Genomic DNA, 16,101 nt, shown 5'->3' on the forward strand with positions numbered 1-16,101 from the left:
AAAAGTTGCAGGAGAAGCTATGCAGCAGCTGGATGAGCGTTTACGGGCGAGCTTTGACGAGCTATCCCCGCAAGAACAACGGGTTGCCTCGTTTATCATCGATCATTTCGACGATCTGGTGAGCTACAACAGCGCCGAGCTGGCGCGCTTGAGCGGGGTATCGAAAGCCACCGTCAGCCGCTTATTTAAGCGGCTGGGCTACGATCGTTTCAAAGAGATGCGCGATGAACTGCGCACGCTGCGACAGAGCGGTATGCCGCTGACTGAGAACCGCGACGCGGTGCAGGGCAACACACTGCTGGCGCGCCATTACAAGCAGGAGATGGCGAACCTGACGCTGTGGGTCAATACGCTGGATGCCGGGCAATTCGCCGAAATCGTCACCGCGCTCAATACCGCGAAGCGGGTTTTTATTTTGGGTCTGCGTAACAGTGCCCCCGTGGCGTTGCACCTGCGCCAGCAACTGCTGCAAAGCCGTGGCCAGGTGCTATTGATGCCGCAGCCGGGGCAGACGCTGGCGGAAGAAGTGGTCGACATCACCCCGCAGGATATGGTGGTGGTGGTGGCTTTTCGCCGCCGCCCGCGCGTGGTGCGCCCGCTGCTGGCGGTGTTGCATCAGCAGGGCATTCCGCTGCTGGCAATCAGTGAGCCGCAGGCGGCCAGCATTAAGCCGCTGTGCCGCTGGCACATCGGTTTGCCGCTGGAGAGCGTCTCCGCGTTCGACAGCTACAGCAGCGCCATGAGCCTGGTGAATTTGCTGTCCAATGCCGTGCTGCACACCGCGTTGAGCGAAGGGCGTCAGCGCATTCACCACATCGCTTCGCTGTACGATGAACTGGATGAGCTTGAACACCGTTAATGCACCATAAAGGTGCTTCTGCACCATCCTGATGTGTTATGACGGGGCGTTCAGCGCCCCGTTTTATTTTGGATTTTCCTATGAAATAGCGGCTAGCCAGCGCTGGTGTCGTTTTTTTGTCTGTGGCACATTAGTTGCAGAATTTAATTAAACGAATCTTTTGTTTCACATTTCACGCTGTCGCAGACTAAAGGACGCGCCCATGTTTGATTTCCAGCAGTTCCCGCAAATTAATCCGCCTTCGCGCCTGTTGATGGGGCCGGGGCCAATCAACGCCGACCCGCGTGTTCTGCGGGCGATGGCGAGCCAGTTGATAGGGCAATACGATCCGGTGATGACCGGCTACATGAACGAAGTGATGGCGCTTTACCGCGAGGTGTTTCGCACGGAAAACCGCTGGACGATGCTGGTGGATGGTACCTCGCGCGCGGGTATTGAGGCGATCCTCGTTTCCGCCATTCGCCCTGGTGATAAGGTGCTGGTGCCGGTGTTTGGCCGTTTTGGTCATCTGCTCTGTGAAATTGCCCGCCGCTGCCGCGCTGAAGTCCACACCATTGAGGTGCCGTGGGGCGAGGTGTTTAGCCCGGATCGGATTGAAGATGCCATTGTTCGCATCAAGCCGCGCCTGCTGTTAACGGTACACGGCGATACCTCGACCACCATGCTGCAACCGCTGGAGCAATTAGGTGAGATTTGCCGCCGCCACGATGTGCTGTTTTATACCGACGCCACCGCTTCGCTCGGTGGTAACCGGTTAGAAAGCGATGCGTGGGGCCTGGATGCCGTTTCCGCCGGGTTGCAAAAGTGCCTTGGTGGCCCGTCCGGGAGTTCGCCCATTACCCTCAGCCCACGAATGGAAGCCGCCGTGCGGGCGCGAAAATGCGTAGAACAGGGCATTCGCACCGAGGCGCATCAGGACGGCGCGGATGAGATGATCTACTCCAACTATTTCGATCTCGGCATGGTGATGGATTACTGGGGGCCGGAACGTCTGAATCACCACACGGAAGCGACCAGCATGCTGTTCGCCGCCCGCGAATGCGCGCGCATTATGCTTGAAGAGGGGATGGATAAGCTGATTGCGCGCCACGAACTGCACGGGCGCGCAATGCTTGCGGGCATCCAGGGAATGGGGCTGGAAGTGTTTGGCGATATCCGGCACAAGATGAACAACGTCCTCGGCGTACAAATCCCGCGGGAAGTGCATGGCGAAGAGGTGCGTAAACGGCTGCTGGATGATTTCCATATTGAGATTGGCACCTCGTTTGGCCCGCTGCAGGGCAAGATCTGGCGCATCGGCACCATGGGCTATAACGCGCGCAAAGATTGTGTGCTGCAAACGCTGACGGCGCTGGAAGCGGTGTTGAACCGGCTGGGTTTTCGCACCGTTCAGGGAGCGGGTATGCAGGCGGCATGGGACATTTACGAAGGAGTCAGTTAATGATGACACCTTTCGATGCCGCACAAGCCGCCAGCCGGGTTATGCAACGCTGTGACGCGCTGGCGCAAATTAGCGAAACGCCGGGCCAACTCACCCGTGTTTATCTCTCGCCCCAGCATTTGCAGGCAAATGCGCTGGTTGCCGGGTGGATGCAGCAGGCAGGGATGCGCACCTGGCAGGATGCGGTCGGCAACATTTTTGGCCGTTACGAAGGTATCGAAGCGGGAAGCCAGGCGCTGCTGCTCGGTTCGCATCTTGATACCGTGCGCGATGCCGGGCGTTACGACGGCATGCTTGGTGTACTGGCGGCGATTGAAGTTGTTGATGGCCTGAATCGGGCTAACCTGCGCGGCAGGCAGGCGATCGAGATTGTCGGTTTTGCTGACGAAGAGGGCACAAGATTTAACATCGCGCTGCTGGGTAGCCGTGGGCTGACCGGCAACTGGCCACAAGCGTGGCTGGCCTGTGAAGATGCGCAGGGCGTCAGCGTGGCGCAGGCACTGGAACAGGCCGGGTTGAATGCCGCGCAGATTGCTACGGCGCAGCGCCCGGTCGGGGATTTTTCCGCCTATCTGGAGCTGCATATTGAACAGGGGCCGGTGCTGGAAGAAGCGGATCTGGCGCTCGGCGTGGTCACGGCCATCAACGGTGCGCGGCGTCTTAGCTGCCGTTTTACCGGTGAGGCCGGGCACGCCGGTACGGTGCCGATGCGTCATCGCCGTGATGCGCTGACTGCCGCCGCCGAATGGATACAGATTATCGAACAGGCAACGATCGAGGCTGGCCCGGAGATGGTTGCCACCGTTGGCACATTGCAATGCGAACCCGGTGCGGTGAATGTGATCCCAGGTGCGGTTGGGCTTACGCTTGATATCCGTAGCCCGCAGGATGATAAGCGCGAAGCGCTGCTCAACCACTTGCTGGACGAAGCCAACCGCATCGCCCGGCAACGCAGGCTTGAGTTCCGCCACGACATTTTTTACACCATTGCCGCCACGCCGTGCGATATGCCACTGCGTGAAGAGCTGGCCGATGCGGTACACATCGTGCAGGGGAAGGTTTTATCTCTGCCAAGTGGAGCAGGACATGATGCTATCGCCATTGCGGAGCGCTGGCCTTCCGCCATGCTGTTTGTGCGTTGTTATAAAGGCATCAGCCATCATCCGGCGGAAAGCGTGGCCTGTAGCGATGTCGCCCAGGCGCTGCGCGCCCTGAGCCTTGCGGTAGGAAGGCTTATTCACGCGGCGTAGCGCCAGGCTGTTACCACCGTGTCAGCGTGCGGTTATCGGGTATCGCGGTAAAAAGATCAGCCTGCCATTCTGTTCGGGCACACCTGAACCGTGGCTGCTGTAAAAGTGAATTCGCCATGCTGAGAACAGGCCGGGCTGGCAGGCGCGGCAGGTTGTGTTGGTTTCTGTCTTCGACGTAGTGATTGAGAACGGGTCATTTCGCCTCCTCATCACTACGCCCCTGGCGCATTCAGGTCGTTCCCTCTTAGGTTCCTTTCTTCCCTTTTAGTGCATGGTTTGCACGCTAACTGTGCATTTCATCGCCTGCATCCGCAGGTGCCTGCTACCCCCTCTGCCTTAGCCAAAAAATAAACATTAATAAATCAAAGTATTAACAAAAAATTATCGAACCAATGCCGTATTGGTTCGCGAATTGCTTAGTAAATAGCGGGGCATACAGACGGTATAAGCATTAACTGTCTGTAATGAAATAAAAAGATAACGCGAAACGCGGATGAACCAATATGGAAAAACCGTCACGCTATCTGGCAAATTCCAGTACGGCGCTGGAACAACTTCGTGGGCTAATTCACCAGCATGAGTCAACACCAGGGACTCCTCTGCCCACGGAACGTGAACTGGCGGAAAACTTAGGCGTCGGGCGACGCGAAGTGCGTCGCGCGCTGGACGTGCTGGAAGAGGAGGGGCGGATCTGGCGCAAACAGGGCAAAGGCACCTTTATTGGCCCTGCGGCACCGGTTGCACCTCTTGCACTACAGGGACTGGTGCAACAAACCAATATGCTGGAAGTGATGGAAGCCCGCCTGCAAATTGAGCCCGGTCTTGCGCGGCTGGCGGCACTTCGCGCCAGCCCGGAAAATCTGGCGCTGATGCAGCGCATGCTGGAACGCATCGACAACGTTAACCCGGATGATCCGGATCTGAATGAGCTGTGGGACAGCGCTTTTCACCGGGCTATCGCCGAGGCGGCAGGAAACCGTCTGATGCTCGGTCTTTTTGACACGCTAGACGCGGTGCGGCGCGAACCTGCCTGGCACCATCTGCGGGAACTGGCGCGAACGCCAGCGAAAGTGGATCGCTACAACGATCACCACCACCGCATCATGATTGCCATTCGCCAGCGCCAGCCGCATGAGGCGGCGACGGCGATGCGCGAACACCTGCTCGACCTGCAACATGCGCTGATCCAGGCCATTCATCTTGAGGACGATACCCCATGACGACGATCCCGTTTAAAGAGGCTGCGCCGGTGCTGCGTCTGCATAACCTGGAAGTGCAGTTTGCTGGCAGCCCGGTGAGCGTACTGGACAGGATTTCGCTCTCTGTCAAAAGTGGAGAAACGCTGGCGCTGGTCGGTGAGTCCGGCTGCGGCAAAAGCATTACCTCGCTGGCACTGATGGGGCTGCTACCCGCCAGTGCGCAGATCCTTGGCGGTGAGATGCAGTTTCGCGGGCGTAACTTGCGCCAGCTCACTGCGCGCGACTATGCCGACCTGCGCGGTAATGAACTGGCGATGATTTTTCAGGAACCGATGACCTCGCTCAACCCGGCGTTTACGCTCGGCGACCAGCTCAGCGAAGCGGTGATACGCCACCAGAACGTGTCGGCGAACGCGGCGCGCGAGGCGGCGCTCCACATTCTGGAAAAAGTGCAGATACCGGCAGCGGAGATGCGCCTGAAAGCGTATCCGCACCAGCTTTCCGGCGGTATGCGCCAGCGCGTGATGATCGCGATGGCACTCATCAACAAGCCGCGCCTGTTAATTGCCGACGAACCGACAACCGCACTGGATGTAACAATTCAGGCGCAGATCCTCGCGCTGCTCAATACCCTGAAAGCCGAAACCGGCACGGCGGTATTGATGATCACTCACGATCTCGGTGTGGTGGCGGAAGTGGCGCAGCAGGTGGCGGTGATGTACGCCGGACAAGTGGTGGAGCAGGGCAGCGTGGAGGCGATTTTTGCCGACCCACAGCACCCATACACCATTGGTCTGATGGGATCGATTCCCTCGCTGGGGGCGCGCAAAGGGCAACTGTCGACCATTCCCGGCGCGGTGCCGTTACCGGAAGCGATGCCGCAAGGCTGCCGTTTCGCCACCCGTTGCCCGTTTGCCCAGGCACGCTGCCAGCAGCAAAAACCCCCACTGACACCGCAAGGGAAAGGCCATCTGGTGGCCTGTTTCCGTGTGCCACTTGAACAGCACATCGCGCTGGGAGAAACCGCATGAGCACGCCGATCCTCGAAGCTTTCGACCTGAGCAAACGCTTTGCCGGGCCAACCCGCTTGTTTGCGCCAAAACGTTATGTCACGGCGGTGGATCGTATTTCCCTGGCGGTTTACCCCGGCGAAACGCTGGCGATTGTGGGGGAGTCCGGTTCAGGAAAATCGACGCTTGGTCGCCTGCTATTGCGTTTGCTGGCGGCGTCCGAAGGGCGCGTTTACTACCAGGGAGAAGAGATCACCCATGCCAGCGGCGCGCGATTAAACCAGCTTCGGCGCGAGCTGCAAATTATCTTTCAGGATCCGTTTGCTTCGCTCAACCCGCGTATGACGGTAGAGCAGATTGTGGGTGAGCCGCTGTGGTTGCACCAGAAAATCGGTAAAGCGGAACGACAGGCACGCGTTGCCGGGCTGCTTGGCACCGTGGGTCTGCCTGCGGCGTGGGCCAGACGCTACCCGCATGAGTTTTCCGGCGGCCAGCGCCAGCGTATTGGCATTGCCCGCGCGCTGGCTTCCGGGCCGAAATTGCTGCTTGGCGATGAACCCGTTTCCGCACTGGATGTGTCGGTGCAAGCGCAGGTGGTCAACCTGCTGGAGACGCTGAAACAGCAGCTTGGTTTAACCATGATCATCGTCGCGCACGGGCTGGCGGTGATCCGCCATATGAGCGACCGCGTGGCGGTGATGTACCTCGGGCAAATCGTGGAAATGGCAACGGTGGATGAGATCTTCGATGCGCCGTTGCACCCCTACACCCAGGCGCTGATTGCGTCTGCTCCGCAACCGCAGCCCGGCATTGTGCGCGAAACACCGCTGTTGCAGGGTGATTTACCCAATCCCGCAAGCCCGCCGCAGGGCTGCCGTTTTCATACCCGCTGCCCGTTTGCGACAGACGAGTGCCAGCAACGTGAGCCCATCACACAGGTACTCGAAGGCGGTCGCCAGGTCTCTTGTCATCGCTGGCAGGAGATTAACCGCGACCGCAGCGTGATTCAGATTGCTCCCCCCTCAGCCGCGTTCTTGCGCCGTCGCGCGCTGTTTGAACACGCGGCCTCTCACTCCTCCCCTTAAAGGAAACAATAATGATGATGCGAAATTCGCTTTTGACCGTTCTGGGAAGTGTCATGTTGCTGGGCACGGCACTGCCTGCCCAGGCGGAAAGTGTGCTGCGCGTGGGTCTTGGCGCGGATCCGGATATGCTCGATCCGCACCTGGCGCGTACTTACTATGGCCGTTTTGTCTTCGCTTCACTGTGCGATCGGCTGGTGGACGTGGATGAAAACCTGAAAGTGGTGCCCGGGCTGGCGAAGGCCTGGTCGTGGAGCGAGGATGGCAAAACCCTGACCATGGATCTGCGCGAGGGCGTGACCTTCCACGATGGCGAGAAGTTTGACGCCGCTGCGGCGAAATTCAGTCTCGATCGTGCGCTGACGCTGCCCGGTTCGCTGCGAAAAAGTGAAATCTCCTCTATCGAGTCGGTGGAGGTCAGCGGACCGCTGCAAATTAAGTTGCATTTGAAAACGCCGGACTCGGCGTTGCTGATGCAGTTAACCGATCGCGCCGGCGCGATGCTGGCGCCCGTGGCGGCGAAGAAAGCGGATTTTGCCGCCCACCCGGTCTGTTCCGGCCCGTATAAATTCGACAGCCGCGTCTCACAAGACCGCATTGTGTTGTCGCGTTTTGACAACTACTGGAACAAAGGCGCGTACCACTTCGACAAAGTTATCTACCTGCCGATCCCGGATGCTTCTGTGCGACTGGCGAACCTGCGTGCGGGCGATCTCGATCTGACCGAAGGGATTGCCGCCAGTGATGTGAAAACCGTCCAGGCCGACAACAAACTTCAGCTGGCGAAAGTGACAGGGCTGGGGTATCAGGGCATCACGTTTAATATCAATAACGGCAACGTCCCGGTCAACGATCCGTTCAAAGATGCGCGCGTGCGTGAGGCGTTCTCGCTGGCGATAGATCGCGATGCACTCAACCAGGTGGTATTCGAAGGGTTATATGCCCCGGCGAACCAGGCGTTTTCGCCAGTCAGCCCGTATCACGTCAAATTGCCGGTGCCCCCGCGCGATGTGGAAAAAGCCAAAGCGCTGCTGCAAGCAGCAGGGGTGAAGACGCCGATCACCGTTTCGCTGCTGGTGCCGAACAACCCGACGTCACAACAAGTGGGCCAGGTGTTGCAGGCGATGACCGCCGAAGCCGGCTTCAACGTCAATCTGCAGATGACGGAATTCGCCACCCTGCTGGACAGGCAGCAAAGCGGCAATTTTCAGCTTAGCTATTCCGGCTGGTCTGGTCGCCCCGATCCCGATGGCAGCATCTTCGGCTTCATCAATAGCAAAGGCACGCTCAACGATGGTCGCTACAGCAACCCGCAAGTCGATGAGTGGCTGACGCAGGCGCGTTTGCACAACGATCCGGCAACCCGCCAGGCGTTGTATGAAAAGGTCGTGAAGCAGTTGCAAACCGATATGCCGATTGCCTACCTCTACTTTGAACCGCGCCTGTTTGGTATGAACAAAAAAGTGCAGGGCTTTAAACCTTACCCGGACGGCATTGTGCGTCTGGCGGGTCTGTCGCTTGCCAACTAAACGGCGTCGCCTGGAGAAACCATGCTGGAATTGATTTGCAAACGCCTGCTGCTCGCCGTTCCGACCTTGCTGCTGGTCAGCATGATGGTGTTCGGTTTGCAAAAGTTGCTACCCGGCGATCCGCTCACTGCGATGCTGGGCGAGGAGCGCGATCCGGCGGTCATCGCCCAGTTGCGCGCGGAGCTGAACCTGGATGCGCCGATTCCGGTGCAATATTTTCACTGGCTAACCCGCGCATTGCAGGGCGATCTTGGCGTCTCGTTGCGTACGCAGGAGCCGGTCACGCACCTGATTGCCACCAAGCTGCCGGTGACGCTTGAGATGTCGCTGCTGGCAATGGTTATTGCGCTGCTGTTCGGTATCAGCATGGGCATTCTGGCGGCGGTGAACAGGAATAGCTGGATCGATCACGGCGCTAATTTTGTGGCGATATCCGGCATTTCGGTGCCGCATTTCTGGCTGGGGATCCTGTTGATCCTCATCTTTTCCGTCAACCTGCAATGGCTGCCGGCGTCTGGTTTTGTGCCCTTTAGTGAAGATCCAGTGCAGAACTTGCGCACGCTGTTTTTGCCCGCGCTGGTGCTGGGAACGGGGTTGGCGGCGACGTTAATGCGCCATACGCGCGCGTCGATGATTGCGGTGCTGAAAGCGGATTATATTCGCACCGCACGCGCGAAGGGGTTGCTGCCAAAAGCGGTGATTATGAAGCATGCGTTTCGTAATGCGCTGGTGCCGGTGATCACCCTGACCACGCTGCTGTTTGGCGAGCTGCTGGGTGGCGCGGTGCTGACTGAGCAGGTGTTTACCATTCCCGGTTTCGGCAAGATGATTGTCGATTCGGTGTTCAACCGTGACTACGCGGTGGTGCAGGGTGTCGTGCTGGTGGTGGCAATCGGTTTTCTCGCGCTGAACCTGCTGGCGGATGTGCTGTATGTGTTAATCAACCCGAAAATGCGGAGTGAATAATGGCCGAACTGTCCACCACCGGCGTGGCGGCATCGCTGCCGCGTACGGAAAACCGGGTACTGAAAAAATTCCTCGCTAACCGTAGCGCGGTGATTGGCGCGGTGATTGTCGGCGTGTTTGTGCTGATTGCGCTGTTCGCGCCGTGGATCGCGCCGTTTGATCCGGTCAAAGCGAACTTCCTGGCAGTACGTAAACCGCCGTCGGAGCTTTACTGGTTCGGCACTGATGAGCTGGGGCGCGATATTCTCTCGCGCATGATCTGGGGGGCGCGCACGTCGCTGCTGGCGGGGTGCGTGTCGGTGGTGATCGCCGTGGTGATTGGCGTACCACTCGGTTTGCTGGCGGGTTACTTCCAGGGCGTATGGGATGGGGTGATTTCCCGTGTTATCGAAGCGCTGCTCGCCTGTCCGTTTCTGATCATGGCGATTGCACTGGGGGCGTTTCTTGGCCCCAGCCTGACCAATGCGATGATCGCCATTGGCTTGTCGGCGATGCCCATCTTTGCCCGCCTGACACGCGGCCAGGTGATCGCGATTCGCAACGAAGAGTATATCGACGGTGCGCGGGCGATTGGTCTGCCGGATCGCTGGATCATCCTGCGCTACGTGTTGCCGAATGTGATGTCGCCGATCCTCGTGCAGGCCACGCTGGCGATCGCTTCGGCGATCATTACCGAAGCGAGCCTGTCGTTTCTCGGCCTTGGCCAGCAGCCGCCCTATCCGTCGTGGGGCGCAATGCTGAACACCGCGAAGGGCTTTCTGGAACAGGCTCCCTGGATGTCTATTTTCCCCGGCGTAACCATCTTTCTGACCGTGCAGGGATTTAATTTACTCGGCGACGGGCTGCGCGACGCGCTCGATCCGCGCCACGACTAAGGAGTTCTGATGACAAAAGCTATTGATTTCAATGTAAATTACGCCTCACATCGCGCGCCGATGATTGGCCGCAACGCGGTTGCCACCTCACAGCCGCTGGCGGCGCAGGCCGGGATGCGTATGCTCGCACTCGGTGGTAACGCGGTGGATGCGGCGATTGCCACCGCGATGGCGCTCACCGTCGTCGAACCCACCGGCTGCGGGATTGGCAGCGATGCCTTCGCCATTGTCTGGGACGGCACACAATTACACGGATTGAATGCTTCCGGGCGTTCGCCCGCGAGCTGGCATGCGGATATGTTCGCCGGGAAAACGGCAGTGCCAGAACTGGGCTGGGATGCCGTCACCGTGCCGGGCGCGGTATCAGGTTGGGTGGCGCTGGCGGAACGTTTTGCCACACTGCCGCTGACCACGCTGGCGCAACCGGCCATTGAGTATGCGCGCCACGGTTTTCCCGTCTCGCCGCTGATTGGTCACTTGTGGCAGCGCGGCTATAACAAACTCAAAGATCAGCCGGGCTTTAGCGCTTGCTTCGCTCCTGAAGGGCGCGCACCGAAGATCGGTGAAATTTTCCGTAATCCGGCGCAGGCGCGCACGCTGGAGTTGATTGCGCAGACTAACGGTGAAGCCTTCTATCGCGGTGAGCTAGCCCAGAAGATTGCCGCATTCGCCAAAGAACACGGTGCGCACCTGAGCGAGGCTGACCTGGCGAACCACAAAGCCGATTGGGTCACGTTGCTGTCACGTGAGTTCGCCGGCGGTTCCGTGCAGGAGTTACCGCCGAACGGGCAGGGGATCGCCACGCTGATTGCGCTCGGCATTCTCGAACAGTGCGATATAGGTCGTTATCACCCGGACTCGGTGCAGTCGTTGCATCTTGCCATTGAAGCCATGAAGCTGGCTCTGGCCGACCTTGACCGCTATGTTGCCGATGACGCACACCTGGAGTTTGCCGCCGAACTGCTGCTCAGTGACGATTATCTGAAGTCGCGTGCGGCGCTGATCGACCCCGATAACGCGTCTGATTTTGTCTATGGCGCACCGACGCAAAGCGGCACGGTTTATCTTTCTACCGCTGATGCCAGCGGCATGATGGTGTCGTTTATTCAGTCCAACTTTATGGGTTTTGGCTCCGGCGTTGTGGTGCCGGATACCGGCATCAGCCTGCAAAATCGGGGCTGCGGTTTTGTACTTGATCCAAAACACCCGAATGCGCTGGCGGGCAGCAAGCGCCCGTTCCACACCATTATTCCCGGTTTTGCGATGGGGGCAGACGGTAAACCGCTCATGTCGTTTGGCGTGATGGGCGGGCCGATGCAGGCGCAGGGACATGTGCAGATGGCGCTGCGCATTATGTTGCATGGGCAAAACCCGCAGGCGGCGATTGATGCGCCGCGCTGGCGCGTGATTCAGGGGCGTGAAGTGGCGCTGGAATCAAGCTTTGATCGCAACGTGATTGCGGCGCTGCGTGAGCGCGGGCATGTGATAACGGTAGAAGATCCGCTGGCTGGCTATAACTTTGGCGGCGCGCAGGTCATTTACCGGATGCCGGAAGGCCACTATGTCGCAGCGACCGAAAGCCGCAAAGACGGACAGGCGTTAGTGAGTTGATGAGCCCCCTCTCCCGGCGGGGAGAGGGGATCGCCTTACCCCAGCGTAAAGGGATCGGCATCCTGCCAGGCGGGAAACTTCTCGCGGTACTCCTGTAACGCACTGAGTGACAGCTCGGCGTCAATGCGCGTCGCCTGGTGCGGCTCGGCGGTGGCGATGATTTCGCCCTGCGGGCTGATAACCCGGCTGTCGCCACGATAGTGATGACCGTTGCCATCGGTGCCGACGCGGTTGCAGCCCGCCACCCAGGCGAGGTTCTCAATCGCGCGGGCCACCAGCAGCGATTGCCAGTGCAGCGAGCGTGGCGCTGGCCAGTTGGCAACATAAAGCAGCAGATCGTAATCATTGCGGTTGCGCGACCACACCGGAAAGCGCAGGTCGTAACAGACCAGCGGCAGAATGCGCCAGCCGCGCCACTCAAACACCACGCGCTCGTTACCCGCTTCGTAATGGTGGTGCTCATCGGCCATGCGGAACAGATGGCGTTTATCGTAGAAGTGCACTTTGCCTTCCGGTTCGACGAGCAGAAAGCGGTTGACCGGCCCGCGTTCGGTTTGCAGCGCGGCGCTACCGGCGATCAGCGCCTTGGTCTGTTGGGCTTTATCCCGCATCCAGGCGATGACCTCATCTTGCGGCATGGATTGTTTCGCCGCCTCCATGGCAAAACCGGTGGTGAACATTTCCGGCAGCACAATCACATCACGCCCGGTGACGTCTTCTAACTGGATATCGAAATGGCGCAGGTTAGCGGGTCCATCCATCCAGACTAACGGTTGTTGTAACAGCGTAATTTTTAAACCAGGCACAATAGCAACTCCCCGTAAGACAGCATCTGCACACTGTAGCATGAGGATAAATAAAAAAACCCGCATGATGCGGGTTTCGATAAGAGGAGAGGGTTTTCAGCCGCTTACTGCGTCAGGCAGCTTCCGGTTTACGCACTTTCTCCGGCGTTTTTACCACCGGCTGAGTCGCCAGTGCCTCCGGTTCAAAGTCGTCAACGTTGATACTGCGCAGGCGGCTGACCTCGGCTTTGTTCAACAGCGCGGCCTCTTCCTGATTAATTAGCCCGCTTGCCAGCGCCTGCTGCGCCAGCACGTCCAGACGGGTGAACGGCAGGTTTTTGCCTAACGTTTTGCAGATGCGCTGATGAATCGGATCCGCTGCCATCACATCAACCAGCGCCTCTTCCAGCAAGCCGACCGGGTTATGCTCGCTCGGCGTCAGGTACTGGCCACGACCAATACGTGAACGTGTTGCGCTCGGGGTTTGCAGGATCTTCGCTATTTTGTGATCCAGTTTGTCGGACGGCGCGCGGTAGTGACGACCGGTCGGGAAAATCACCAGGCTCAGGGCACCCGCCACAAAGCGGTTCGGGAAGTTCTCCAGTAAATCATGCATTGCCTGTTCCGCCTGGTAGAGCGCATCCTGCACGCCCCAGTGTACCAGCGGCAGATCCGCTTCCTGACGGCCTTCGTCGTCATAGCGTTTCAGCACCGCCGAGGCGAGATAGAGCTGGCTTAACACATCGCCGAGACGTGCCGAGATGCGTTCGCGGCGTTTCAGGCTGCCGCCAAGCACCGCCATCGACACATCCGAGAGCAGCGCGAGGTTGGCACTCACACGGTTCAGATGCTGGTAGTAACGTTTGGTGGCGTCACGGGTTGGCGTGGCGCTGGTTAAACCGCGTGTCAGGCCGAGCCAGAAACTGCGCATCATATTGCTGCCGACATGACCGATATGTTTGAACAGCAGTTTATCGAAGGCGTCCACGTCGTTATTCTGCGCGGCGGCCATCTCTTCCAGTACATACGGATGGCAGCGGATAGCGCCCTGGCCGAAGATCATCATGGTACGGGTGAGGATATTCGCGCCTTCAACGGTAATGGCGATCGGCGCACCCTGGTAGCTACGCGCCAGGAAGTTGCCCTCGCCGAGCATGATGCCTTTACCGCCGGCAATATCCATCGCATCAATGATTGACTGCTGACCACGGTGGGTACAGTGATACTTAACGATTGCCGAAAGCACCGCCGGTTTTTCACCGAGCATAATGCCGTAGGTCACCAGCGATGCGGCTGCATCCATGGCGTAGGCGTTACCGCCAATGCGCGCCAGCGGCTCTTCGATGCCTTCCATTTTACCAATCGACACTTTGAACTGGCGGCGGATATGCGCGTACGCGCCAATCCCCATCGCGACGGATTTGACACCGCCAGTGGAGTTGGACGGCAGCGTAATACCGCGACCTACCGACAGACACTCCACCAGCATACGCCAGCCCTGACCGGCCATTTTCGGCCCGCCAATAATGTAATCAATCGGCACAAAGATATCGTCGCCGCGGGTCGGGCCATTCTGGAACGGCACGTTCAACGGGAAGTGACGGCGACCAATTTCCACGCCCGGCGTAGAGGTGGGGATCAGCGCACAGGTAATGCCTAATTCTTCCTCGCCACCCAGCAGTTTATCCGGGTCAGAGAGTTTGAACGCCAGCCCCAGAACCGTAGCGATTGGCGCGAGCGTAATGTAGCGTTTGTTCCAGGTCAGGCGCATACCGAGCACCTGTTCGCCCTGCCAGTCACCCATGCAAACGATGCCGGTATCCGGAATGGCGCCCGCATCGGAGCCAGCTTCCGGGCTGGTCAATGCGAAGCAGGGGATTTCTACACCGCGCGCCAGGCGCGGCAGATAGTGATCTTTTTGCTCCTCGGTGCCGTAGTGTTGCAGCAATTCACCCGGGCCTAAGGAGTTCGGTACGCCGACGGTGATCGCCAGAATACCGGAGACACCCGCGAGTTTTTGCAGCACACGGGACTGGGCATAAGCAGAGAATTCCAGCCCGCCGTACTCTTTTTTGATGATCATCGCAAAGAAGCGGTGCTCTTTTAAGAACGCCCACAGTTCCGGCGGCAGATCGGCCATTTCATGGGTGATCTGGAAGTCATTCGCCATGCGACAGGCTTCTTCCACCGGGCCGTCGATAAATGCCTGCTCTTCAGCGGTCAGGCGCGGCTGCGGGTAGTTATGCAGTTTTTTCCAGTCCGGGTTACCGCGAAACAGATCGCCTTCCCACCAGGTTGTCCCGGCGTCGATGGCCTCTTTTTCGGTACGCGACATTGGCGGCATCACTTTACGGAAACCACGGAATGCCGGTGCGGAAATCAACGCTTTACGCATCGGCGGCAGGTTAAACGGCACCAGAATAATCGCGAGCGGCAGCAGCACCCAGATAGACCACAGGCCCGCAACGCCGAGCGCGGCGGTCCACGCCAGCAGGATCACGCTGCTGAGCAGCAGGTTAACGCGGTGGTAAAACAGCGCGCCGAGCAGAACAACCGTTGCGATAATGCTCAAAATCATCATAAAGAAAAGCTCCCTTGCTTGTAGGAGGTCTGACCACTTGTGATGTATTGGTTGTAGTGGATGTGATTTCTTTTAGCAATGTGTTTACAAAATAATTACAACCTGGTTCACATTGTTGAGGGCTTTTCGCGCACGGAAAATGAAAACGACGGGGCGCTACGGCTTTAACTTCTCGCCTGGAATAGTATCCGGTACACTGCGCAGTGTTATTTACATTTATGCTGAAGGATATCCTCATGTACCAGGATCTTATTCGTAACGAACTGAACGAAGCGGCCGAAACGCTGGCGAACTTCTTGAAAGATGATGCCAATATTCACGCTATTCAGCGCGCGGCGGTATTGCTGGCCGACAGCTTTAAAGCCGGCGGCAAAGTGTTGTCCTGTGGTAACGGCGGCTCGCATTGTGATGCGATGCATTTCGCAGAAGAGTTAACCGGGCGCTACCGTGAAAACCGTCCGGGTTACCCGGCGATTGCCATCTCTGATGTGAGCCATCTCTCCTGCGTCAGCAACGACTTCGGTTACGACTATGTTTTCTCTCGTTATGTGGAAGCTGTTGGCCGCGAAGGCGACGTACTGCTGGGGATCTCCACTTCTGGTAACTCCGGCAACGTGATCAAAGCGGTTGCGGCAGCGCGTGAGAAGGGGATGAAAGTGATCACCCTGACCGGTAAAGACGGCGGCAAAATGGCGGGCAGCGCAGATGTTGAAATTCGCGTGCCGCATTTTGGTTATGCTGACCGTATTCAGGAAATTCACATTAAAGTGATTCATATCCTGATTCAGTTGATTGAAAAAGAGATGGTTAAGGCTTAAGGAAGGCTTTTTGCCTTTTTGACTCCGGCAGTGCGCGAAATTCTGTTTAGGTACAGTTAATCGACGCACTGTCCGTATGCCAACTGGCTGCACCA

At 58.3% G+C, this 16,101-nt stretch carries 13 protein-coding genes; 11 read left to right on the forward strand and 2 right to left on the reverse strand.

Annotated elements, in window-relative coordinates; translation table 11 throughout:
• The first annotated feature begins 19 nt into the window (after positions 1–19).
• From M8Q36_RS10540 to M8Q36_RS10585, 10 genes are all read left to right on the forward strand, one after another.
• Positions 20–859: a MurR/RpiR family transcriptional regulator gene (locus M8Q36_RS10540; RefSeq protein WP_020456674.1), complete on the forward strand. Its 840-nt coding sequence runs from the start codon at positions 20–22 to the stop codon at positions 857–859.
• Positions 860–1,061: 202 nt separating this feature from the next.
• A complete protein-coding gene (locus M8Q36_RS10545; RefSeq protein WP_249880836.1) occupies positions 1,062–2,300 on the forward strand; it encodes a pyridoxal-phosphate-dependent aminotransferase family protein in 1,239 nt (412 codons plus the stop codon).
• On the forward strand, positions 2,300–3,550 hold the full coding sequence (hpxK, locus tag M8Q36_RS10550; protein ID WP_249880837.1) for an allantoate amidohydrolase: 1,251 nt from the start codon (positions 2,300–2,302) through the stop codon (positions 3,548–3,550). Before M8Q36_RS10545 ends, hpxK begins: the two co-directional genes overlap by 1 nt.
• A 503-nt stretch (positions 3,551–4,053) precedes the next feature.
• Entirely contained in the window at positions 4,054–4,770 is a 717-nt protein-coding gene (locus M8Q36_RS10555) for a FadR/GntR family transcriptional regulator (RefSeq protein ID WP_017458765.1), read from the forward strand.
• On the forward strand, positions 4,767–5,780 hold the full coding sequence (locus M8Q36_RS10560) for an ABC transporter ATP-binding protein (RefSeq protein WP_249880838.1): 1,014 nt from the start codon (positions 4,767–4,769) through the stop codon (positions 5,778–5,780). Before M8Q36_RS10555 ends, M8Q36_RS10560 begins: the two co-directional genes overlap by 4 nt.
• A complete protein-coding gene (locus M8Q36_RS10565; RefSeq protein WP_249880839.1) occupies positions 5,777–6,844 on the forward strand; it encodes an ABC transporter ATP-binding protein in 1,068 nt (355 codons plus the stop codon). Before M8Q36_RS10560 ends, M8Q36_RS10565 begins: the two co-directional genes overlap by 4 nt.
• Before the next feature lie 11 nt (positions 6,845–6,855).
• Positions 6,856–8,370 (forward strand): ABC transporter substrate-binding protein, encoded by a 1,515-nt coding sequence (locus M8Q36_RS10570; RefSeq protein ID WP_249880840.1) that lies wholly within the window; start codon positions 6,856–6,858, stop codon positions 8,368–8,370.
• Positions 8,371–8,391: 21 nt separating this feature from the next.
• On the forward strand, positions 8,392–9,336 hold the full coding sequence (locus M8Q36_RS10575) for an ABC transporter permease (protein ID WP_249880841.1): 945 nt from the start codon (positions 8,392–8,394) through the stop codon (positions 9,334–9,336).
• The gene (locus tag M8Q36_RS10580) at positions 9,336–10,211 is read left to right on the forward strand and encodes an ABC transporter permease (protein ID WP_020456681.1); all 876 of its coding nucleotides are present in this window, start codon (positions 9,336–9,338) and stop codon (positions 10,209–10,211) included. The genes M8Q36_RS10575 and M8Q36_RS10580 overlap by 1 nt, the downstream gene beginning before the upstream one ends.
• Before the next feature lie 9 nt (positions 10,212–10,220).
• Positions 10,221–11,822 carry a gamma-glutamyltransferase family protein gene (locus M8Q36_RS10585; protein WP_249880842.1) on the forward strand — a complete coding sequence of 534 codons (1,602 nt, stop codon included), beginning with the start codon at positions 10,221–10,223 and terminating at the stop codon, positions 11,820–11,822.
• A gap of 35 nt (positions 11,823–11,857) precedes the next feature.
• Here M8Q36_RS10585 and M8Q36_RS10590 read toward each other — a convergent pair whose 3' ends face one another.
• Positions 11,858–12,628, reverse strand: a complete 771-nt coding sequence (locus tag M8Q36_RS10590; protein WP_249880843.1) for an amidohydrolase — start codon at positions 12,626–12,628, stop codon at positions 11,858–11,860.
• 112 nt (positions 12,629–12,740) lie between these two features.
• Positions 12,741–15,188, reverse strand: coding sequence for an acyl-CoA dehydrogenase FadE (gene fadE, locus M8Q36_RS10595; RefSeq protein ID WP_249880844.1), 2,448 nt, complete (start codon positions 15,186–15,188; stop codon positions 12,741–12,743).
• Positions 15,189–15,424: 236 nt separating this feature from the next.
• Here fadE and lpcA point away from each other — a divergent pair, with 236 nt between their 5' ends.
• Entirely contained in the window at positions 15,425–16,006 is a 582-nt protein-coding gene (gene lpcA / locus M8Q36_RS10600; RefSeq protein WP_017458774.1) for a D-sedoheptulose 7-phosphate isomerase, read from the forward strand.
• The last annotated feature ends 95 nt before the right edge of the window (positions 16,007–16,101 follow it).

The sequence above is a fragment of the Kosakonia sp. R1.Fl genome, from assembly GCF_023516815.1.
GTDB lineage: Bacteria > Pseudomonadota > Gammaproteobacteria > Enterobacterales > Enterobacteriaceae > Kosakonia.